Annotated in this window: 22 protein-coding genes and 1 pseudogene; 18 read left to right on the top strand and 5 right to left on the bottom strand. The window is 43.7% G+C overall.

Going from position 1 to position 21,910, the window contains the following annotated elements; all coding sequences use genetic code 11:
• Positions 1 to 4 precede the first annotated feature (4 nt).
• The gene (locus ACFI6G_RS19465) at positions 5 to 1,246 is read left to right on the top strand and encodes an NAD(P)/FAD-dependent oxidoreductase (protein WP_010439260.1); all 1,242 of its coding nucleotides are present in this window, start codon (positions 5 to 7) and stop codon (positions 1,244 to 1,246) included.
• Between the two features lie 125 nt (positions 1,247 to 1,371).
• Here ACFI6G_RS19465 and ACFI6G_RS19460 read toward each other — a convergent pair whose 3' ends face one another.
• Positions 1,372 to 1,878: a hypothetical protein gene (locus ACFI6G_RS19460; protein WP_010439262.1), complete on the bottom strand. Its 507-nt coding sequence runs from the start codon at positions 1,876 to 1,878 to the stop codon at positions 1,372 to 1,374.
• Positions 1,879 to 2,017: 139 nt separating this feature from the next.
• On the bottom strand, positions 2,018 to 3,151 hold the full coding sequence (locus tag ACFI6G_RS19455) for a flagellar assembly protein FlgT (protein ID WP_016767048.1): 1,134 nt from the start codon (positions 3,149 to 3,151) through the stop codon (positions 2,018 to 2,020).
• 192 nt (positions 3,152 to 3,343) lie between these two features.
• Between ACFI6G_RS19455 and ACFI6G_RS19450 the strand changes: the two genes are divergently transcribed.
• Positions 3,344 to 3,979 (top strand): FlgO family outer membrane protein, encoded by a 636-nt coding sequence (locus tag ACFI6G_RS19450; protein WP_010439267.1) that lies wholly within the window; start codon positions 3,344 to 3,346, stop codon positions 3,977 to 3,979.
• A gap of 9 nt (positions 3,980 to 3,988) precedes the next feature.
• Complete coding sequence (gene flgP / locus ACFI6G_RS19445; RefSeq protein WP_010439270.1) at positions 3,989 to 4,420, top strand: flagellar assembly lipoprotein FlgP; 432 nt, start codon at positions 3,989 to 3,991, stop codon at positions 4,418 to 4,420.
• 314 nt (positions 4,421 to 4,734) lie between these two features.
• Here flgP and ACFI6G_RS19440 read toward each other — a convergent pair whose 3' ends face one another.
• The 3 genes from ACFI6G_RS19440 to flgA form a co-directional block, all read right to left on the bottom strand.
• Positions 4,735 to 5,160 carry a flagella synthesis protein FlgN gene (locus tag ACFI6G_RS19440; RefSeq protein WP_010439272.1) on the bottom strand — a complete coding sequence of 142 codons (426 nt, stop codon included), beginning with the start codon at positions 5,158 to 5,160 and terminating at the stop codon, positions 4,735 to 4,737.
• 66 nt (positions 5,161 to 5,226) lie between these two features.
• Entirely contained in the window at positions 5,227 to 5,544 is a 318-nt protein-coding gene (gene flgM, locus ACFI6G_RS19435; RefSeq protein ID WP_010439274.1) for a flagellar biosynthesis anti-sigma factor FlgM, read from the bottom strand.
• A gap of 179 nt (positions 5,545 to 5,723) precedes the next feature.
• A complete protein-coding gene (gene flgA, locus ACFI6G_RS19430) occupies positions 5,724 to 6,470 on the bottom strand; it encodes a flagellar basal body P-ring formation chaperone FlgA (protein ID WP_029189226.1) in 747 nt (248 codons plus the stop codon).
• Between the two features lie 77 nt (positions 6,471 to 6,547).
• Here flgA and ACFI6G_RS19425 point away from each other — a divergent pair, with 77 nt between their 5' ends.
• The 15 genes and pseudogenes from ACFI6G_RS19425 to ACFI6G_RS19355 form a co-directional block, all read left to right on the top strand.
• The gene (locus ACFI6G_RS19425; protein ID WP_010439280.1) at positions 6,548 to 7,474 is read left to right on the top strand and encodes a chemotaxis protein CheV; all 927 of its coding nucleotides are present in this window, start codon (positions 6,548 to 6,550) and stop codon (positions 7,472 to 7,474) included.
• Positions 7,475 to 7,485: 11 nt separating this feature from the next.
• The gene (locus tag ACFI6G_RS19420; RefSeq protein ID WP_004736174.1) at positions 7,486 to 8,313 is read left to right on the top strand and encodes a protein-glutamate O-methyltransferase; all 828 of its coding nucleotides are present in this window, start codon (positions 7,486 to 7,488) and stop codon (positions 8,311 to 8,313) included.
• Between the two features lie 254 nt (positions 8,314 to 8,567).
• Positions 8,568 to 8,963 carry a flagellar basal body rod protein FlgB gene (gene flgB, locus ACFI6G_RS19415; protein WP_004736175.1) on the top strand — a complete coding sequence of 132 codons (396 nt, stop codon included), beginning with the start codon at positions 8,568 to 8,570 and terminating at the stop codon, positions 8,961 to 8,963.
• A 4-nt stretch (positions 8,964 to 8,967) separates the two neighbouring features.
• Entirely contained in the window at positions 8,968 to 9,381 is a 414-nt protein-coding gene (gene flgC, locus ACFI6G_RS19410; RefSeq protein ID WP_004736176.1) for a flagellar basal body rod protein FlgC, read from the top strand.
• A 17-nt stretch (positions 9,382 to 9,398) separates the two neighbouring features.
• Complete coding sequence (flgD, locus tag ACFI6G_RS19405; RefSeq protein WP_010439286.1) at positions 9,399 to 10,112, top strand: flagellar hook assembly protein FlgD; 714 nt, start codon at positions 9,399 to 9,401, stop codon at positions 10,110 to 10,112.
• A gap of 50 nt (positions 10,113 to 10,162) precedes the next feature.
• Positions 10,163 to 11,467 carry a flagellar hook protein FlgE gene (gene flgE / locus ACFI6G_RS19400; protein ID WP_010439292.1) on the top strand — a complete coding sequence of 435 codons (1,305 nt, stop codon included), beginning with the start codon at positions 10,163 to 10,165 and terminating at the stop codon, positions 11,465 to 11,467.
• A gap of 272 nt (positions 11,468 to 11,739) precedes the next feature.
• Positions 11,740 to 12,489, top strand: coding sequence for a flagellar basal body rod protein FlgF (locus ACFI6G_RS19395; protein WP_004736179.1), 750 nt, complete (start codon positions 11,740 to 11,742; stop codon positions 12,487 to 12,489).
• A 21-nt stretch (positions 12,490 to 12,510) separates the two neighbouring features.
• The gene (flgG, locus tag ACFI6G_RS19390) at positions 12,511 to 13,299 is read left to right on the top strand and encodes a flagellar basal-body rod protein FlgG (RefSeq protein WP_010439295.1); all 789 of its coding nucleotides are present in this window, start codon (positions 12,511 to 12,513) and stop codon (positions 13,297 to 13,299) included.
• Between the two features lie 94 nt (positions 13,300 to 13,393).
• Complete coding sequence (gene flgH / locus ACFI6G_RS19385; protein WP_010439297.1) at positions 13,394 to 14,170, top strand: flagellar basal body L-ring protein FlgH; 777 nt, start codon at positions 13,394 to 13,396, stop codon at positions 14,168 to 14,170.
• A 127-nt stretch (positions 14,171 to 14,297) separates the two neighbouring features.
• A complete protein-coding gene (locus tag ACFI6G_RS19380) occupies positions 14,298 to 15,389 on the top strand; it encodes a flagellar basal body P-ring protein FlgI (protein WP_010439299.1) in 1,092 nt (363 codons plus the stop codon).
• A 10-nt stretch (positions 15,390 to 15,399) separates the two neighbouring features.
• The gene (gene flgJ / locus ACFI6G_RS19375) at positions 15,400 to 16,317 is read left to right on the top strand and encodes a flagellar assembly peptidoglycan hydrolase FlgJ (protein ID WP_102363253.1); all 918 of its coding nucleotides are present in this window, start codon (positions 15,400 to 15,402) and stop codon (positions 16,315 to 16,317) included.
• 221 nt (positions 16,318 to 16,538) lie between these two features.
• On the top strand, positions 16,539 to 18,419 hold the full coding sequence (gene flgK / locus ACFI6G_RS19370; RefSeq protein ID WP_010439302.1) for a flagellar hook-associated protein FlgK: 1,881 nt from the start codon (positions 16,539 to 16,541) through the stop codon (positions 18,417 to 18,419).
• Between the two features lie 9 nt (positions 18,420 to 18,428).
• Positions 18,429 to 19,619, top strand: a complete 1,191-nt coding sequence (gene flgL, locus ACFI6G_RS19365) for a flagellar hook-associated protein FlgL (protein ID WP_171344026.1) — start codon at positions 18,429 to 18,431, stop codon at positions 19,617 to 19,619.
• Positions 19,620 to 20,057: 438 nt separating this feature from the next.
• Complete coding sequence (locus ACFI6G_RS19360) at positions 20,058 to 21,194, top strand: flagellin (RefSeq protein ID WP_010439307.1); 1,137 nt, start codon at positions 20,058 to 20,060, stop codon at positions 21,192 to 21,194.
• A 632-nt stretch (positions 21,195 to 21,826) separates the two neighbouring features.
• Positions 21,827 to 21,910: pseudogene (locus tag ACFI6G_RS19355) on the top strand (flagellin); the annotation flags it as partial.

Genomic DNA, 21,910 nt, shown 5'->3' with positions numbered 1-21,910 from the left:
ATAAATGAAGAAAATATCAACTCAAGTGGTGATCATCGGAGCTGGACCATCAGGGTCTGTTGCCGCGTCTTTGCTTCACAAGAAAGGCATCGATGTTCGAGTGATTGAAAAGAGTCTTTTTCCTCGCTTTTCTATTGGCGAAAGCCTGTTACCTGCTTGTATGGAAGTGATTGAACAAGCCGGTATGAGCAAAGCAGTAGCTGAAGCTAACTTCCAATTTAAAGATGGCGCGGCTTTCCGTAAAAATGACGTTTATACGGCGTTCAATTTTGAAGATAAGTTCTCTTCTGGACCGGGAACCACGTTTCAAGTTCAACGAGGCGCCTTTGATAAGGTGTTAGCCGATGCTGCTGAAGCACAAGGTATTACCATTGATTATCAACATGAGTTGATGGGCATTGATTTCACCGAAGGCAGCACGACTTTAGATGTCCAAGTTCTTGATGGAGAGCGTTATCAGCTCGAAGCTCAGTACGTTTTGGATGGCAGTGGCTTTGGCCGAGTACTGCCTAAAATGCTTAACTTGGAAGAGCCGTCATCGCTTCCTCCACGCAAAGCTATTTTCACGCACATTAACGATCATGTTTTAGACGTTGATACTGAACTAGAATATGACCGCAATAAAATTCTCATATCAGTGCATCCATCTAATCCTGATGTTTGGTACTGGTTAATTCCGTTTAGCAACGGCGTCTCATCATTTGGTGTCGTCGGTGAGCCTAAGTTCTTCGAGTCATACCCGGAAGATAAGATTGCCGCTCTTAAGCAATTAGCAACCGAAGAGCCTGGATTAGCTGAAATTTTAGCAAATGCCGAATACCCAAACCCTGCAGGTGAAATAGGTGGCTATTCTGCCAACGTAAAGCACCTTGCAACGGATAAGTATGCGCTGCTGGGTAATGCCGGTGAGTTTCTTGACCCTGTATTTTCATCAGGCGTTACGATTGCGATGAAGTCGGCCCAGTTTGCCGTTGAGTGTGTGGAAAAGCAGCTTAATGGTGAGAACGTCGATTGGGAGCGCGATTATGCGGCTCCGTTGATGGTGGGCGTAAACACTTTTAGAACGTATGTTGAGGGGTGGTACTCAGGTACTTTGCAGGATGTGATTTTCTATCAAGATCCAAACCTGAAGATTAAGCAAATGGTATGCTCGATTTTAGCTGGTTACGCATGGGATCAAACTAATCCGTACGTGAAAGAATCGCAGCGTCGATTGGCGACACTGGCAGAGATATGCCGAAGCTAGGTAGTCTATTCAGTGTGTGAGAGTATCTTCAAGCGCTAAGGTGACTAACCTACAAACAAAAACAGCCGCAAATGCGGCTGTTTTTGTTTCTGAAAATATGGGATTTCAATTCAATCGAGTGAAGACTACTTCAAGTCGATGCTGTTCAGTCGTCCCATAAATATCAACAGATCAATCACATCTTTATGGGCATCAAGCAGGGCGCGTTTGGTTTGGCTATAAGCGGCAAGTCGTCCATGCTTTCTGATTGAGCACACTTTGGTTTTGTATTTGTAGTCGCCGTTATCTGAGAATACACGCCACTTAGCGATGTAGCATTCGTCGCGGTGTTCAGGATCAGTCTGGGTAGGATTAGGCTTGAATACAATTTTTGGCTCTAAACTATGAGGTAGGCGCGTCATCAGATAGGGCTCTTTGAGGACTTTGGGCCAAAACTTGCCCCAAAGCTGTCTGCCCAGTTCGTCTCGTAACTTGATGGTTTTCTTTAGTGCTTTGTCTTCACCCATGCGAACAAAGCCGACAGAACGATGCAGTACCGTATCATCGGGTGTATGGATGTGAATTTTAAAAGCGGTTTTACCTTTCGATATGAAGCGGTAACCGGTAGCACCAATTAGATTATTCAGGCTCATAGTTTGCTAAATGATGATTATGTTATTAATAAGATTACGACAAATACGTAAAAACCGAAACTAATCATCATGAAAAAAATAAAGCCTTAGTACTTTTGCTAAGGCCTTATTAGAAACTATGAGCTGGGAGTGACACTAACTACATGATTTTCTGCATCACATCACCAATTTGAATGCTTCCTGCAAGGCTAGGCTGATCAATCGTGAGTTCGGCTTCATTTTCATAAACACGAGAAACCGTCAGAGTGATATCACTTTGAGATACTTTGTTACGTGGTAAGCCTCTTTGGTCGATAAACGAACCCGTGTGCCACAATTGCAGTTTGTCACCTTGTTGCACGCCATGCATTCGACCAAGATCAATGGTTACTGTATTGCCGTAGACCGCCGCAACTTCCGGAAGGGTAATCTTACACGATACTTCTGATTCCAAGTCCAGCATGATATTACGGCTGACGCGAAGCATCATGCTGCCATAAGTGGATGCCCAGAAGCGCGCGCTGCGTGTATCGACTTCACTGGTTTTAGCAAATGGCCATTTTGCTACTTCACGATAGCTACGATTGTAAACTTGGTGACCTGTTTTACCGTCGAACACTTGCATCTCTAGTGCAAACTGTCGGTTGATAACGTCATCTTTCAACAACTTAGATTCGACGGTTGCCGTTAAGTCGGTAATGTCGCCACCAATGATGTACTGCGCGCCTGTGTCTTGAGCGATCATCTTGATTATGTCAGGTCGACGCTTATCGATGTCATAATTTGTTGTACCAACCGAGACAAAGCTACGAGACTCTTTTGCCAACTGTCGATCAACGACATGGCCGAAATCATCACCGATGTTATAAATTCTTCCCATTACGGCTTGTTGAGGGGAGGTCACATCAATGTTGCCGACCAAAAATGTCTTCTTGTACTGACTTTCATGGCAAGCATTTGCCGAAGGATAGATGTCGATCCTTGCGGTGATCATTAGGTTGCCACCGCGAGTCTTTACTTTATCAACCAATATGTAGCGTACTTCGTGATTAGTAAACTGGAACTCTTTTTTACTCGCATCCAGATAAGGCGTGAGGTTGGAGATACTACCGATATCAGCACCAGAGAACTGAACCGCTTTATATACCGCGTCTTCCAGAGCGTGGACTCTTGCGGATTCTTCCGACGATACGATGGCTGCTGTACCGGTAACCTCATACCAAGAGGCATGAGCACTGAAGCTTATGGTTATCAGTGAACTTATTGAAAATAAGTAAGAAATTATTTTTTTCATCTATTCGTTACCAGTTGGGTATAAATATTGCTTAACAAATAACTATAAGCTTGAAGCTGACTTAAGTGCGTTTTTCTTAATCTGAACTATTAACGAAAAGCAAAGACTGTTCCAACATTGTAATCCATTGAAAAGAATAATGGTGAGAACATATTGGAACAGGCAGCACTAAAACTATCTGGAGATTAGATAATGAAAAAATGGCTCGTAGTTATGAGTGTCGTGTTACTGACATCATGCGCTTATTCGCCGATCTATAACGGCAAGTCTGAATATTCAGGCAGTCAGTTTATGTTGATGGACAGCCCTCGTCACACCATGGATTTTTTCGTGGAAAGTATGACCGAAGATTTAATCGTGTCGAATACGAGTATCTCAGCAAGAACACCGATTGCGATTACCTCGTTTGTTGATCTACAACACATGGATACAACCAACTGGCTAGGAAATTCGGTATCGGAAGGTTTCATTCATCAGTTTCAGCGTCGTGGCTTCAAGGTTGTCGATTTTAAAACGACGGGTTCTATCCAAGTGACTCACCAAGGTGACTTTGCGTTAAGCCGTGATTGGAAAGATTTAGCTCAAGAGCAAGACGTCCAATACGTGCTGACGGGGACTATGCTTCGCCAAGAGGGTGGTGTTCTAGTTAACGCTCGTGTGGTTGGAATGCAAACTCGTATTGTGGTTGCTTCTGCACAAGGCTTCTTGCCGGCAGACCGTATTGGTCGTGACCTTGATACTCTGAACAGTATTCGAACTCAAGATGGCGTTATTATTCGTTCTGACCCAACGATCAGCCAGCCTTACACTGTTATTCTTCGCCCTTAGGAGTTCGAGATGAAGAAGTTAATATTTGTTGTTGCCGCTTTATTGCTTGTTGGTTGTCAGCCACTGCAAAGTATGAGGCCTGATGATTTCTTGGTTGCGGTTGGTTACGCGAGTATCAGTGAGCAAAAAGGTCGTAACGACGAAGAAAGGCGCATCCGTGCGATGAGAGCCTCTAAGATTGACGCTTATCGTGAGCTTGCTGAACAGGTTTACGGTATGCGAGTAAGCGGCCGAGCTGAACTTGAAGATCAGCGCCTTGGTACTGAACGAACTTCAGGTGCGGTTGATGGTGTTATTCGTGGCGCAGAAGTAGTACGTAGTTACCCTGTGGGTGATAGTTATGTAACGGAACTTCAATTAGATATTCGTAAGATGGACCAACTACGTAATTACGGTGAAGTGCAGGCTGTGCCAGAAAAGAGACAACAAACGCTATTCTAGTTGTATGATCTCTTAGGCTGTAGGTTAATGATCATCGAGTTCTGTTTATCTAGTTAAAAGATTACCCAGTTATATGAGTTGCCACTCGTTTTCCAGATGGCGTAGCGGCAATTGATAACTGACGTAAATAAAAAAGCGGCAAGTATGAAGATACTTGCCGCTTTTTTATTTATCGATTTTGTCAGGGCGCTCAAAGGCTGATTAGACGTTTTGATAAAGAATAACGACAGGAATAGTCTGGGATACAGATACAGATACAGATACAGATACAGGCAGAAGGTTAATAAGGGGTATTACTGAAGAGGGAGGCTTAACTAGGCTTTTACGTTGGTTCCCAGCGTAGAAATCGTATGCGTTTGACCACCGGCATTGTAGGTCATGCCAATTTTACCGTGGCTTTGTTGCATCATATTACTGAGTTTTTTGAAGCTAAGGTGTGCTCGATTCAAGGCTTCGCCATTAACCAGGTTCGCTTGATGGCAATCGTGCACTATGGACTTGATGGTTGCGACTAACTGAGCTAGTTCAGAGTTCTCGGTCAGTTCTGAGATATTGGTATGGGCTGCGATTCGTTGATCTGTTGACCTTAGTTGCTCAACTAGGACCACTTTTTCTTTGGCGATTCTCTCAATATCGTTTGATTGTCGGCTCGTGATCGCGGTTTTCTCTGAACTTAATAATTCAGATAAGGCTTTGGCATTTTGAAGTTGAAAATTAACTAAATCTGCTAGTGCCGCCATAACGTAAACCTATTCATAACCTCGTGTGCTTTAAGGCAATCACTTTAATCAAAAGTGATAGTTGGCTTAAAGACCTTTTAATTCATCTTCGAACTTGATCATATTGTCTGCCAGTTTTTCTGGATCGACAGTGTATGAACCGTTCGCAATCGCTTCTTTGATCGCCGCAACTTTTACAGAGTCAAAACTCGGTTGTGCCGCCATATCTTGGTGGAGTTGACCAATGGCTTTGCCTTGTTGGCTAAGCGAAACCGCATCTTTGCTTGCTGGTGATTTAGTTGATACATCAGAGCGTGATGCCTCAGAGCTAGAATCAGAGCGTACTGCTGATCGGTTGGGGGTCGTTAGGGTTTGCCCTGAACGAATATTATCAATGCCTGCCATAGTTAAGCCTTTTTCTTCAAAAATGGGAACCTGTACAGTCATTATCGACCATGGGTTCGAATACTTTAGCAATTTTTAGCTCAATAGTCGAAAATGGACAAAACACTGTAGCCGTTATATTTGGCGTTAAGAGTGGAGAGCAAAATGGCTAACGATACCGTCAATTTAGAAGTAGAGAGTTAAAAGTAAACCGTGACTTCAGACATGCTGGTAACAATACCTTCAATTATACGTTGTGATTTATCATTTTTCACTCTTACTTGATCGCCCATTGAGCCATCCGTAAGTGCAGTACCTTTAGTGGTAATGGTCATGCCACCTTTAACTGCCTGTATGATAACCTTCTCATTTCGGCAAACGACACAAATATCGCCTCTTTCAACGACATCACCCGGTCTTAGGTTCTTTTTTACTTTGGCACCGATAACCTGTTGTGGGTTGGTGAAACCTTGGCGGCGAAATTTGTTAAGAGAAATCATGTCGGTAGTCACATCGTATTGACCGACAATCTCGCCTCTTGCAATTGAGCGCGTGGTGGTGACGAGTGGGACTGACATTGATAAGCGTACGGGCACATAAACTCGCCACTCGTCAGGAATGCATTGCACTAAAACCGTAATGCTACTGCGGGTATTGGTGGTGGTTGATGCGCTAGTTTCAAGCGGCACTGGACAGTCTGTTGCTTTAATTCTTGAGTCAACATTTGCTGAATTAACAAAGAGTTCGCCGCCTTGTGGCTGCTCAACCGTATCATGGATGTGTTGCTCGGCCGCAGACTGGATTATTTCAATTTGCTCTGGAGTCGCAGCTTGCACAAAAAAACTAAACAATATTGATAAAATGCCGATAAACTTAGCGACAGTTTTAAAAGTAGCTCTACACATTGCTATGGAAAGAGGTGGCAAATTTATTTTATAATATGTCATTCCGTTTCTCTGGTGGTTCGTAGCCTGCAGTAGACTAACACTTTTTATACAAAAAAGTTTGATATGGAGATGAGCTCATGACGGGTATTCTTGATTCGGTGAATCAGCGTACGCAACTCGTCGGTCAAAACCGATTAGAATTACTAACCTTTCGCCTAATGGGGCGTCAGCGCTACGGCATTAATGTCTTTAAAGTAAAAGAAGTGCTTCAATGCCCTAAGCTGACAAAGATGCCAAACTTGAACCCACTGGTTAAAGGTGTAGCACACATTCGTGGCCAAACGATCTCTGTTATCGATTTGAGCTTAGCGATTGGTGGCCGTCCTACAACGGATGTTGAAAAGTGTTTTGTGGTTATTTCTGAGTTTAACCGAACTATTCAAGGTTTCTTGGTCAGTTCAGTAGAGCGCATTATTAACATGCACTGGGAGTCAATTCTTCCGCCGCCGGATGGCGCTGGTCGAGCGAACTACCTGACAGCGGTAACTAATATCGATAATGAATTAGTTGAAATTCTTGATGTTGAAAAAATTCTTGCTGAAATTTCGCCTGTTGATGAAACAATGGACAGCAGAATTGCTGAAGAAATCGCAGAAGTAGAACAAGAGAAAGAATTGGTTCGCCGTATCTTGATTGCTGATGATTCAACTGTTGCTCGTAAGCAAGTTCAACGCGCCATTGAATCGATCGGATTTGAGGTTATCGCGGTGAAAGATGGTAAAGAAGCCTATGAAAAGCTGGTGCAAATGTCATCAGAGGGTAGTATTTACGATCAAATTTCATTAGTGATCTCGGATATCGAAATGCCAGAGATGGATGGATACACGCTGACTGCTGAGATTCGTCGTCACGCCGAACTTAAAGATTTATACGTAATTTTACACTCATCCTTGAGTGGTGTATTTAACCAGGCCATGGTTGAGCGTGTTGGGGCGAACTCCTTCATTGCAAAATTCAACCCTGATGAGCTTGGGGCAGCGGTTAAAGCTGCGTTAACTAACTAAAAGAGACATTAATGACTGCTATAACAATAAGTGATCAAGAGTATCGCGATTTCAGCCGTTTTTTAGAATCTCAATGTGGCATTGTATTAGGTGACAGCAAGCAATATTTAGTGCGCAGTCGTTTAAGCCCATTAGTAACGAAGTTTAAGTTAGCTTCGTTATCTGATTTGTTGAGAGATGTAGTAACTGGTCGAAACCGTGAGTTGAGAGTGGCAGCTGTCGATGCCATGACGACGAACGAGACACTTTGGTTCCGAGATACTTACCCGTTTGCTGTACTTGCGGATAAGCTACTACCGGAAATAGCGGCAAATAAACGACCTATTAAGATTTGGTCTGCAGCAAGCTCTTCAGGCCAAGAAGCATACTCAATGGCAATGACGATTCTTGAGACTCAAGCTCGCAAGCCGGGTATGTTGCCAAATGTATCGATTACCGCAACCGACATCTCTGCAAGTATGTTGGATATGTGCCGCACAGGCGCATACGACAACCTTGCATTGGGACGTGGACTTTCTCCTGAGCGCCGTCGTACTTTCTTTGAAGATGCGGGCGATGGTCGTATGAAAGTCAAAGACAACGTTAAGCGCATGGTGAACTTCCGTCCACAAAACTTGATGGACAGTTATGCGTTATTAGGTAAGTTCGACATCATTTTCTGTCGTAATGTATTGATTTATTTTTCGCCAGACATGAAGTCAAAGGTACTTAACCAGATGGCAAACAGCCTCAATCCTGGTGGTTACTTGTTGTTGGGTGCATCTGAATCGTTAACAGGCTTAACGGATCGTTTTGAAATGGTTCGCTGTAATCCAGGCATCATCTACAAATTAAAGTAATGAGTGGCACCAGTATTAGGTGTAACGTTACTGTCTAACTTCAAAACCCAGCCAAGTGCTGGGTTTTCTTTTTCCGGCTTAACCTATATCTTTAAGTCAGAGTGACATTCCAACCCACTCTATTTTTGGCTTGTATATTGCAAGTTTACCTACGAGTAACCTGTAAAAGTAATGGTCGGCCACTTTGTTTTAAAAGTTGGTATATATATTGCTTTGGTTATCTCATAACAGTCAGTTCTTGAGTTGAGGTTTACATGGCTATTTCTTTTGATAATGCTTTAGGCATTCACCAGCACACAGTTGGTGTACGTGAGCGTAACGCTGAGGTGCTTTCCACCAATATCGCGCAAGCGAACACGCCTGGGTATAAAGCAAAGGGACTAGATTTTAAGAAATCACTGCAAGCGGCAAGTTCTGGGGCAAGCATTGGTCTTAGCCGTACAGATGGTCGGCACATTTCTGCCTCAACAACGGTGAACGGGGAAACGAAGTATCGAATTCCTACCCAACCTGATACAGGAGATGGCAATACGGTTGATTTGGATTTGGAAAGAAACCTTTTCATGCAAAACCAAATTAGGCATCAAGCCTCTCTCGACTTCTTAGGAAGTAAGTTCAAGAATTTAACTAAAGCGATTAAAGGGGAATAATTAGATGAGCTTATTTAATGTATTCAATGTGACCGGTTCTGCGATGAGTGCTGAATCTGTTCGTCTAAATACGACCTCGAGCAACCTTGCGAACGCAGACAGTGTAAGTAGTTCTGCTGAAGAAACTTACAAAGCTCGTCACGCAGTGTTTGGCGCTGAGTTAAATAAAGCACGCAATAGTGGTCACACTGTGCCGGTGAAAGTATTAGGTATTGTGGAAAGCGATAAGCCGCTTAGTGCGGAGTACAACCCAGATCACCCACTAGCGAACAACGAAGGCTATATCTACAAGCCTAACGTGAACGTTATGGAAGAAATGGCAAACATGATTTCGGCATCACGTGCGTACCAAACGAACGTACAGGTTGCTGACTCGAGTAAACAAATGCTGCTGCGTACGCTGCAGATGGGTCAATAAGGATAAGGAGGTAGCATATGGCTGGAATCAACAACAATGTTGGTCAAAGCGGCTTGTCCTATGTTGACCAGCTGAAGAGTCTTCAAGATGGCGCTAAGAAGCCCGACGAAACAACAGGTAAGCAGGATCTTAAACAAGAAGATTTCTTATCTCTGTTGACTAAGCAACTTGCACAACAAGACCCTTTTAAGCCGGTTAGCAATGACCAGATGATTGCGCAAATGGCTTCATTTGCGACCGTAGATGGCATTGGTAAAATGAATACACAGTTTGAAAGCTTGAATTCATCAATGACTTCTAACCAAGCGCTTCAGGCCTCTTCTTTAGTAGGTCGTGATGTATTGGTTCCTGGTGCGGCAGGTGTGAAACCCGGTGATGGCGGTATGGCGGCAATGGTTAAGCTCCCTCAAGCCATGGACAATGTAATGGTCCGTGTTGAGAACGAAGTTGGTCAGTTGGTTCGTACATTTGATATCGGTTCTAAACCATCAGGTGACACGCGTGTTGAATGGGACGGAAAAGACGAAGACGGTAACCCATTGCCGGCTGGTAAATACAACGTTAAAGCGTCGGGTTTACTGGATGGCGAGAACACAGAGTTCCAAGTTTCCAGTTATGCGAACGTGAACAGTGTGCTTCTTGGTAAGGGTGATGGCAACGTACTACTCAATCTGGCTGGTTTTACATCGCCAGTACGACTTGCTGAAGTACTAGAAGTTGGTAAAGCGTAACTCTTTAAAAGAGTGATTATGCTAGCTAGAGAGATTAGGAGAATATTGGAATGTCATATGTAGCTTTGAGCGGCCTATCCGCTGCACAATTAGATCTGAATACAACCAGTAACAATATTGCGAATGCAAACACGTTTGGCTTTAAAGAGTCTCGAGCAGAGTTCGGCGATGTGTATTCAAGCTCGTTGTTTACTAACGGAAAGACTACCCCTGGTGGTGGTGCTCAAGCAAATAAAGTTGCGCAACAGTTTCACGAAGGTTCAAGTATTTATACAAATAACCCAATGGACTTACGTGTCAGTGGTACAGGTTTTTTTGCAGTATCGAAAGACCGCATGGTGCCAGAGATCAACGAACTAACGCGTAACGGAGCTTTTCACTTAAATAAAGACAACTTCATGGTAACCTCGAATGATGAATTTCTTTTAGGTTACGATGTTGACCCAAACTCGGGTGAAGTTCTTTCTTACGCGCCAAAGCCTCTCGACATTCCTGCTGAGTTTGGTAAGCCAAAACAGACAGAAAACATTGAAGTAGGAGTTAACCTTCCTGCAAATGGTGATCTTAAAGACCCGGCTGCATTTAACTACCAAGATTCTGACACTTATAATCGAGCAACGTCTTCGACGGTATACGATTCTATGGGTCAGTCTTACAAGTTAACGACTTACTACCTCAAAGATCAGACTCAACCAAACACTTGGCAGACGTACTACACCATGTCAGATGAGAACGGTGAAAAGCCGGTCAACATTACTGGTGGTGATGCGACGAATGCACAAGGTCATGTTGGTCACACAATGAAGTTCAACAACGACGGTACGTTAGCAAGCCTGAACAATGGTCAGCCGATTAACTCGGAACCACTTGGTGCTGGCGCGAACCCAATTGACTTGAACGGTGCTGATCCAACTCAAGTGCTTAAGTTTGGTCTGGATTCTTCAACTCAGTTTGCTGCTCCGTTTGAATTGACTAAGTTTGATGAAGATGGTGCAACAACAGGTTTCTTAACAAAAATCGATTTCGATGAGTACGGCAGTGTTCTGGGTACTTACTCAAATGGTGAAAACGTGATGCTTGGCCGTGTAGGCTTGGTTCGCGTACCCAATGAGCAAGGTCTAGATAAGAAAGGCGGCACTCAGTGGGATTCTACTAATGACTCAGGTTCTAAAATCTGGGGTGAATCGAACAAAGGTTCATTTGGTAGCATCAACAACGGTTCGCTAGAGCAGTCGAACATCGATATGACTCAAGAATTGGTTGATTTGATTTCTGCTCAACGTAACTTCCAAGCGAACTCACGTTCTCTAGAAGTACACAACCAACTGCAACAGAATATTCTTCAGATTCGTTAATCGTTTCGAGCGTTTGAATCATCTGTGAATACCCAATTCAATGTTATTGAATTGGGTATTGTTGGTGAATTTAAATATGGCTGTTTGTCTTCTTATTTGCCGCCCCTATTGCCGCACGGTAATGCCACTGGCAATAACTCCTCCTCAATGATCCTTTAATGATCACCCCTCTTTGTTTGTTTCCTATTTAAATTATTGATAAATAACAGTTAAAAATATTGGCACAGTGTTTGCTTTATAAGCTTTAGAAGATGATTTTTTGGAGCAAAATTATGGATCGCGCACTGTTTCTTGCCATGAGTGGCGCAAAGCAAAATATGCAGGCTTTGCAGCTACGTGCAAACAACCTTGCCAACGTTAGTACAACGGGTTTCCGTGCCGATTTAGCACAAGCACGTTCAATGCAAGCGTATGGTGAAGGCATGCCTACTCGTGTTTTCAGCATGACAGAACGTCCGGGTCATAATTTCGCACAAGGTAGTGTGGTCACTACTGGTCGCGATCTCGATGTCACGATACAAGGTGATGGCTGGATTTCGGTAATGGACAACACTGGCCGTGAAGGTTTAACACGTAACGGCAACCTAAAGGTTGACCAAAACGGTTTGCTAACTAACGCAAGCGGCCATTTGGTGTTAGGCGAGAACGACGCACCCATCACGCTACCTATTCCTATTAGTAAAGTAGAAATCGGCACAGACGGTACTATTTCGGTGATTCCTCAAGGCGCTCCAGCTGAAGAATTAGCGATTGTCGACCGAATCAAACTTGTGCGTCCAGATAATCAAAGCTTATTTAAAGATACGAATGGTCTATTCCGTTCGAAAAACCCAGATCAGGCATACGAAGCAGATGCAGCGGTAACGTTGCTAAAAGGTGCCATTGAAGGCAGTAACGTAAATGCTGTCGGTGAGATGACCAGCCTAATTGACTTACAACGTCAATTCGAAATGCAGGTCAAGATGATGAGCACAGCAGAGGAAATGGACAAGTCGTCTGATTCACTGCTTCGTATGAGCTAATAGAATTTAAAGGAATTTGCTATGCATCCAGCATTATGGGTAAGTAAAACAGGCTTAGACGCCCAACAAACCAATATCTCAACCATTTCAAACAACCTTGCCAACGCCTCAACCATTGGCTTTAAAAAGAGTCGTGCGGTATTTGAAGATTTGTTCTATCAGAACATCAATCAGCCGGGTGGCCAATCGTCGCAGAATACCGAGCTGCCAAGTGGTTTGATGTTGGGTGCCGGTTCTAAAGTCGTGGCAACTCAAAAAGTTCACACCCACGGTAACGCACAAACGACATCGAACAGCCTAGATATGATGATCGAAGGTGACGGCTTCTTCCAAGTTGAAATGCCAGACGGTGAGACAGGCTATAGCCGAAATGGTCAGTTCACGCTGAACGGTGAAGGCGCAATCGTAACCTCAGGTCAAGGTTATGCTCTACAGCCAGAAATCGTGATTCCAGAAGATGCGATCTCGGTGACGGTTGGTAACGATGGTGAAGTATCAGTTCGCCTACGTGGTGAGCAAAACAACGTCGTGGTTGGCCAAATCACCATTACTGACTTCGTAAACCCAGGTGGTTTAGAGCCTGTAGGTCAAAACCTTTATTTACCAACGGGAGCAAGTGGCGATCCGCAAGAGGGCGTTCCGGGCTTTGATGGTTTGGGTAACATCCGTCAGTCGATGTTAGAAACATCGAACGTAAACGTAACCGAAGAGCTGGTTAATATGATTGAAGCTCAACGTGTTTACGAAATGAACTCGAAAGTTATCTCGTCGGTAGACAAGATGATGAGCTTTGTTAACCAACAGCTGTAATTGGTTTATTTGCCGTTTACGTACTTATTCATAATTAATAGATCTGCTTCTAGTCATTGATCTATTTACCATTGCCTGCTGAGAGTATATCGCCATGAAACGTATTTTTTGTTTAGTTTTGTTAGCTTCTATGACCGGGTGTACTGTGTTGGATCCGATCGAGACTCCGGCACAAGAAAACGCAACCACAGTGGTTGATGCGGTAGAAGGCGATAAGTCGGCTGATGAAAGCTCAGGCATTATCGATACACTTCGTGGTAGAACAGACCCAATTGCAGGCGATCCTGCATGGGCGCCGATCAATCCAAAAGAAAAACCAGAGCATTACGCAGCGGCAACAGGTTCACTGTTCAATATCAACCATATTGGCAGTATGTACGATGATTCAAAGCCTCGCGGCATTGGTGATATTATTACCGTTGCGTTAGATGAAAATACTCGAGCGACCAAAAAAGCTAATGCTGACATGTCTAAGTCTAACGATGCATCGATGGAGCCTTTGGCTGTTGGCGGCCAAGAGTTGACTATTGACAAGTACAACTTCTCTTATGATCTGAGCAATACCAACACCTTTGCTGGTGATGCATCAGCCAACCAAAGTAACAGCATTAGTGGCTACATTACCGTTGAAGTCATCGAAGTATTAGCCAATGGAAATCTAGTGGTTCGTGGTGAAAAGTGGATGACACTGAATACAGGTGATGAGTATATCCGCCTAAGTGGTACTATCCGCCCTGACGATATAGATTTCGAAAATACCATCGCTTCAAACCGTGTTTCTAACGCACGAATTCAGTACTCAGGGACTGGAGTGCAAAAAGATATGCAAGAGCCTGGATTCTTGGCACGATTCTTTAATGTATCACTGTAGAGCTTGAGAGGATGTCGGCTTACTGACAGCCTTTACCACTCGGCCATATTTAGCTAAGTTCTTGTAAATTAAATTATTATAATTACATAGCTACTATAAATTGAAAGCAATACAGACAGGTTACTCAATGAAAAAACTAACACTCGTACTACTTGGCATGCTATTTCTTGCCACCAGTGCCCATGCTGCACGTATTAAAGATGTGGCAAAAGTGGCGGGTGTTCGTAGTAACCAACTTGTCGGTTATGGTTTGGTCACGGGCTTGCCGGGTACAGGTGAGACAACTCCCTTTACTGATCAAACGTTTAACGCAATGCTGCAAAATTTTGGCATCCAATTGCCGCCCGGCACTAAGCCAAAAACCAAAAACGTAGCGGCAGTAATTGTTACCGCTGAATTGCCAGCCTTCTCTAAGCAAGGTCAGGAAGTTGACGTAACGGTGTCTTCTATCGGTTCAGCAAAAAGCCTTCGTGGTGGTACCTTACTGCAGACTTTCCTGAAAGGTCTAGACGGTCAAGTGTACGCGGTAGCACAAGGTAACTTGGTGGTGAGTGGCTTTAGTGCTCAAGGTAATGATGGTTCTAAGATTGTCGGTAACAATCCTAATGTCGGCATCATCTCTAGCGGCGCGACGGTCGAACAAGAAATCCCAACGCCATTCGGTCGTGGTGACTACATCACGTTCAACCTAATCCAATCAGATTTCACAACGGCGCAGCGCTTAGCTGATGCAGTTAATAATTTTCTAGGCCCACAAATGGCTTCAGCGGTTGATGCGACTTCAGTAAAGGTTCGCGCACCACGTGAAATCAGCCAGCGTGTGGCTTTCTTATCGGCAATCGAAAACATCGAGTTCGATCCTGCAGAGGGTTCAGCAAAAATCATTGTTAACTCTCGTACTGGTACGATTGTGGTTGGTAAACATGTTCGCTTAAAAGCGGCAGCGGTAACACACGGTGGTATGACGGTAGCAATCAAAGAAAACCTCAACGTGAGCCAACCGAATGCATTTTCTGGTGGTCAAACCGTAGTGGTTCCTGATTCTGATATCGAAGTCACAGAAGCCGATGGCAAGATGTTCAAGTTTGAACCGGGTCTAACGCTGGATGATTTGGTTCGTGCAGTCAATGAAGTGGGCGCAGCGCCTTCTGATTTAATGGCAATCCTTCAAGCACTGAAACAAGCTGGTGCAATTGAAGGTCAATTGATCATTATCTAAGGAATAAAGCATGATTAAGAATAACAATGACATCGGCTTTATTCACGATATCGGTAGCTTAGATCGTCTTCGTCAACAAGCAGTAAATGGTGAAGAAGGCAGCGAAAAAGAGGCACTAACTGCTGCGGCAAAACAGTTTGAATCGATTTTCACTTCGATGCTGTTTAAGTCGATGCGTGATGCGAACTCTAGCTTTAAGTCGGATATGCTGAACAGCCAGAACGAGCAGTTTTATCGTCAGATGCAAGATGACCAAATGGCGAGTGAGTTGAGTGCTTCAGGTTCATTAGGCCTTGCGGACATGATCGTTGCTCAGTTAAGCGCCGGTCAAGCAAGCGATGCGACAGAAGATAAGGTTCGTAGTGAAGGTTTTGATACTTCACTGCAAAGACCTCAGTATTCAGGCCGTTCAGAAGACAGAGTATCTGAAGTTCAACCTGCTTCCGCTGTTAAACAACTAGTATCCTTCGATTCTCCAGAGTCGTTTGTTACCTCAATGAAGCCTTACGCTGAAAAAGCGGCGAGTGCACTTGGTGTGGATTCATCTCTGCTATTGGCACAAGCGGCACTTGAAACAGGTTGGGGTTCTAAAATGGTTAAGAACTCTTTGGGGAACAGCAATAACTTATTCAACATCAAAGCAGATAGAAGTTGGAAGGGCGATAAGGTTGCTACGCAAACTTTAGAGTTCCATGGCAAAACTGCCGTTAAAGAATTGGCATCTTTCCGTTCTTACTCAAACTTTGAAGACAGCTTTAATGATTACGTGAAGTTCTTGAACGAAAATCCAAGATACGAAACGGCATTACAGCATCAAGGCAATTCAGAGAACTTTATCAAAGGCATCCATCAAGCTGGTTACGCAACTGACCCTAACTATGCAGACAAGGTGTTGCGCGTTAAAGCTAAAATCGATGAGATGAATTAGCCCCATCAATTAACAATGAGAGCTTGCCATGGCAGGCTCTTCTCTTATCCGCTCCTTCATATCTGGCCCTATTGTTTTTAGTTATTTCCTTACACTTCAATAAATTATGGTCTTTTAATCTTTCATTATCTCTATTGGCACATATATTGCTTATTATCTTGGTAATATGCTGTTGTAGTTAATCAGTTCAACCTGATTTTATTAAGTTTTTTGGGGGCATTATGGCGTCGGATCTTCTGAATGTAGGGGCACAAAGTGTTCTTACGGCTCAGAGACAGCTAAACACCACAGGTCATAACATTTCTAACGCCAACACAGAGGGCTATAGCCGTCAGTCTGTGATTCAAGGTGTGAATGACCCGCGCCAGTACGGTGGGCAATCCTACGGTATGGGTGTTCATGTGGAAAATGTTCGCCGCTCTTGGGATCAGTTTGCCGTTAAAGAACTTAACTTATCGACAACCAATGCCGCTAACAAAGGCGATACCGAAGCCAACCTCGATATGTTGTCGAGCATGTTGTCATCGGTTGCTTCAAAGAAGATCCCAGAAAACCTCAATGAATGGTTTGATTCTGTTAAAACTCTCGCCGATACCCCGAATGATGTGGGTGCGCGTAAAGTCGTTTTAGAGAAAGCAGGGCTTGTCACTAAAACCTTGAATGAATTTCATGAAACGGTACGTCAACAGTCTGATTCAACGAACAAAAAATTAGAAGTCGGCATTGAACGAGTAAACCAAATTGCGGTTGAGATTCGTGATGTTCAGCGTCTGATGATGCGAACGCCAGGGCCTCATAATGATTTACGAGACCAACACGAAAAGCTGATCAATGAGCTATCTGGTTACACCAAAGTGACGGTAACGCCGCGCTCGAATGCGGAAGGATTTAACGTCCATATTGGTAATGGTCATACCTTGGTTTCTGGTAGTGAAGCAAGTCAACTGAAGTTGGTTGATGGCCTACCTGATACGCATCAGCGCCGACTAGCGATAGTTGAAGGTAAGTCTTTGAAGCCGATTACCAGCAATGATATCGATGGAAAAATCGGTGCCATGCTCGATATGCGAGACGAACATATCCCTGACATCATGGATGAATTAGGACGTTTGGCGACGGCTTTCTCTGAGAAAGTAAACTCACTTCAATCACAAGGTTTGGATCTCAATGGCAACGTTGGCCAAGATATCTTCACCGATGTGAACTCTGAGCGGGTGGCTAAATCACGCGTGACGGCTGGTAGCCAATCAAAGGCAGACGTAGCGGTATATATTGATGACACCTCTGCCCTAAAAGGCGGCGAGTATGGCCTTAAGTATGACGGCAGTGACTATGTCGTGACCAAGCCTGACGGCGAAACGGTCAAAGTCAGCACCAATTCAACAGGTAATGCTTTTTATCTAGATGGTATGCGAGTCGAAGTTCGAAACCCGCCGGAATTAGGTGAGAAACTGTTACTGCGCCCAACTCGTAACTTTGCTGCTCAGATTCAGATGGAAACCAAAGACCCTAGAGATATTGCCGCACAAAGTTATGAGGCATCGACCACGTTCGCGAAAGGCTCGGCGGGGTTCAAGATCCTAGCGGCCGGTCAATTGCGTGAGTTTGAGGTGATTGTTTCACCAAAAGGTGAGCAGTTTGCCGTGACTGATCCGAAAGGCAATATTTTAATGCAACCGCAGCCGTACCCACCTGAAGGGCCGGTTACGATTAATGGCACGACTTTCGAGTTGACCTCTGGCGCGGTGGCAAACGATAAATTTACGGCAAACCTTGTCCCATCAGAGGGTGACAACGGTAACTTGCGTAAGCTGCAAGATCTCCAAACCGGTAAGATCTTGAATGATGGTGAGTCTACGATTTTAGACCTTTATCACAACTTGAATACCAACACGGGCCTGAAAGCGTCGACGGCAAATCGCTTAAGCGATATTGCCACCTTAGAAAAGGAATCCGCTCAGGAACGTATTGCTTCAGTGTCGGGGGTTAACCTCGATGAAGAAGCGGCAAATATGATGAAATTTCAGCAAGCGTACATGGCTTCTTCACGCATCATGCAAGCAGCTAATGATACGTTCAATACTATTTTGGCTCTGAGGTAGGAAGTATAAATGTTGAATCGTATTTCTAGCTTCCACAACTACCAATCTGTTCAGAACGACTTGCGCCGTCAAGAAAACAAAATACATCACAACCAAGCACAACTTGCTTCTGGTAAGAAGTTACAGTCGCCAAGTGATGATCCTTTGGCGACCCACTATTTACAAAATATTGGTCAGCAATCAGAGCAGCTTAAGCAATATAGTGATGCAATCGTCTTAGTTCGTAATCGATTGGAGCATCATGAGGTATTGATCTCCAACACCGAAGGCTTTGCTGATGAAGCAAAACGAACCGTGATGGAAATGATTAACGGTGCGCTTTCTCCAGAGGACCGTTTAGCGAAAAAGCGCGAGCTCCAAGAGTTATCGAATAACTTTCTGCATTTAGCTAACTCTCAAGATGAGTCGGGTAACTACACGTTTGCGGGTACTAAACCGAAGAATCAACCCTTCTTTAGAGATAACCAAGGCAACGTCAGTTATCAGGGCGATGACTATCAGCGAAAAATGCGTGTAGCGAGTAGTTTCGAGATGGCGATGAATGATCCAGGCAGCAAGTTATTTATGGAAATAGATAACCCGTTTGGTGATTACGAACCTCAGTACGAGCTTGAACCCGCGTCTGAATTGCTTTTGGAACGTGCGACGAACTCAGCTGACGATGGGTCAACGTATAAAGTCACTTTTGTTGATATGCAGACAGGAAATTATGCTTACCAACTTGAAAAGGATGGTGCAGTGGTTGCCGCTGAAGACTTTGATCCCTCTACTGGCATTGTCTACGAAGGGTTGAATATTCAAATAAAAGGTCAGATCACCAAAGGCGATTCGATCACGTTAGAGCCAAGAGAGACATTCTCTATCTTTGATACGTTCAAAGAGGCGTCTGAACAGGCTGAAAACCCGGTATCAGATGTTTCAGCCACTGCGAAATTACATCAAGTGACTGAAGAATTTCATGCTGCGTTTATTCATCTAACGAAGGCTAGAACCGATGTCGGTGCACGCTTGAGCACATTGGATATTCAAGAGCAGCAACATGAAGATTTTAAGTTGTCTTTAGCGAAAGCGAAAAGCAACTTTGAAGACTTGGATTATTCGAAAGCCATTATTGAATTTAATGAGAACTCTCGAGCACTCCAAGCTTCACAACAAGCGTTTGGTAAAACAAAAGACCTAACCTTGTTTAACTATATTTAACGACCAATCGGTATTGAATGACCAATAGGTATTTAGTGATGAATCAAGGTTCATCATTGAAGTCGATTCTTTGCCTTATGTGCTATGCCATAAGTGCGAATCACTTCAACGTTTGCCGTTTTTTTATACAGAATACAATGTGTTCGATATAAGCGGCAAAAAGCGGCAATGAGCGAAGGAGTTCAACTCACTATTTCGCTCTAGTAGTATGATATCGAGCCAGATTTATCTTTAACTTATTGATTTTAATGTTTTATAAAAATAATCAATAGAAGATTAAACTTGGCATACAATTTGTATCTGTATTTGTCATAAATGATTTATACAGTTCTTAATCCTTGAATAAGGTTTAACGAGTAATACACGGTCAGTGCTTATCCATATGAGAGTAAAGCTGGCCGCTTCGCAGAAAGTTTGCGAACTCATAAGGAGAGCAAAATGGCTATCAATGTAAGCACTAACGTATCTGCTATGACAGCACAGCGTTACCTGAATAAAGCGTCTAATGACTTAGCGACTTCTATGGAGCGCTTGTCATCAGGTCATAAAATTAATAGCGCAAAAGACGATGCAGCGGGTTTGCAAATCTCTAACCGCTTAACAGCGCAGTCTCGTGGCCTTGATGTGGCAATGCGTAATGCCAATGATGGTATTTCGATTGCTCAGACCGCTGAAGGTGCGATGAACGAATCAACGAACATATTACAACGTATGCGTGATTTGGCGATTCAATCATCAAACGGCACTAACTCGCCGGCAGAACGTACCGCGCTAAACGAAGAGTCAATGGCACTTCAAGATGAGCTTAACCGTATTGCGGAGACAACGTCGTTTGGCGGACGTCGTTTGTTGAATGGATCATTTGGTGAAGCATCATTCCAGATAGGTTCTAGCTCCGGTGAAGCGATGATTATGGGATTAACCAGTGTTCGTGCTGATGATTTCCGTATGGGTGGTACTACGTTCGATTCAGAAAACGCGAAAGACAAAGATTGGCAGGTGCCACCGACAGCAAGCGATCTTAAGTTCGAATTCAGAACCAAAGATGGTGAAGACATCGTTCTAGATATTAACACCAAAGCGGGTGACGATATCGAAGAACTCGCTACTTACATTAATGGTCAATCTGATTTGCTGAACGCATCGGTTACTGACGAAGGCCGTCTACAGCTATTCGTTGCTGAACCTGATCTTGAAGGTGCAATGTCGATCTCTGGTGGTCTAGCATCTGAACTAGGCATTAAGAGTGAAGGCCGCCCTACATCAGTTCAAGACATTAGCTTAATGACTGTTGCTGGTTCACAGAACGCAATCAGCGTGATTGATTCAGCAATGAAGTATGTAGATTCACAACGTGCTGATTTGGGTGCGAAACAGAACCGTCTAAGCCACAGTATTAACAACTTGGCGAATGTTCAAGAGAATGTAGACGCTTCTAACAGTCGAATCAAAGATACGGACTTTGCGAAAGAGACGACGCAAATGACGAAATCACAAATTCTGCAACAAGCAGGTACTTCTATACTTGCTCAAGCAAAACAGTTGCCTAACTCTGCAATGACACTATTGCAATAGTTATTGGTTGAACTTGCTGCTCGTGTTCAGACGTGAGCCATGCAGCAAGGGAAACTGGCAAGCATACTTACTATTGAATGTTTAGCTCTCTCATCTCTCACCTGCTATCCATTTTTACAGTAAGAATGCAACGGCAAGTCGGAAATGTGTTCATTTCTCGATGATCTCCACACAGGCTCTGACGCGCCAACTAGCCCCGGTTCTCTCAAAGGAAAAGGGGCTTTTTCCTTTCTGTCTTCCCACTATTTTCTAGACTTAGTTTTCTGATCAGTACTTCTTCGATTTAACCAACTCGTTTTACCTCAAATAACCCTCTTTGCGACACAAGATCGACGTTGGTCTGAGATCTTTGGTGATTGTTCATTTCTCTACGTTGAGTAGTTCAAATATTAATTAGTGTGTTTTTTGAACGTTTTTAGATCTTTTCTCTGTTGAAGTCTTCCGCTGCTTTAGAAAATAATAAATATTAAGTTGCTGATAAATAATGGTTTAATATTTTTTTTGTGGTTTTCTAAAAGTTTTTCTAAAGCTTCTGTATTTCGAGCCGTTATTAAAAGTAACTTTGAGAGAACTACTTGGTTTTCCGAGACGTCGGAAACCGCTATACCGGAAAATCAATTGGAGAAATCACCATGGCAGTGAATGTAAATACCAACGTTTCAGCGATGACAGCGCAACGTTACCTAAACAATGCTAACAGCGCACAACAAACATCA

This window comes from Vibrio sp. PSi01 (assembly GCF_054960695.1).
Note: the sequence above shows the minus strand (reverse complement) of the source record. Positions and strands in the feature narration are given on the sequence as shown.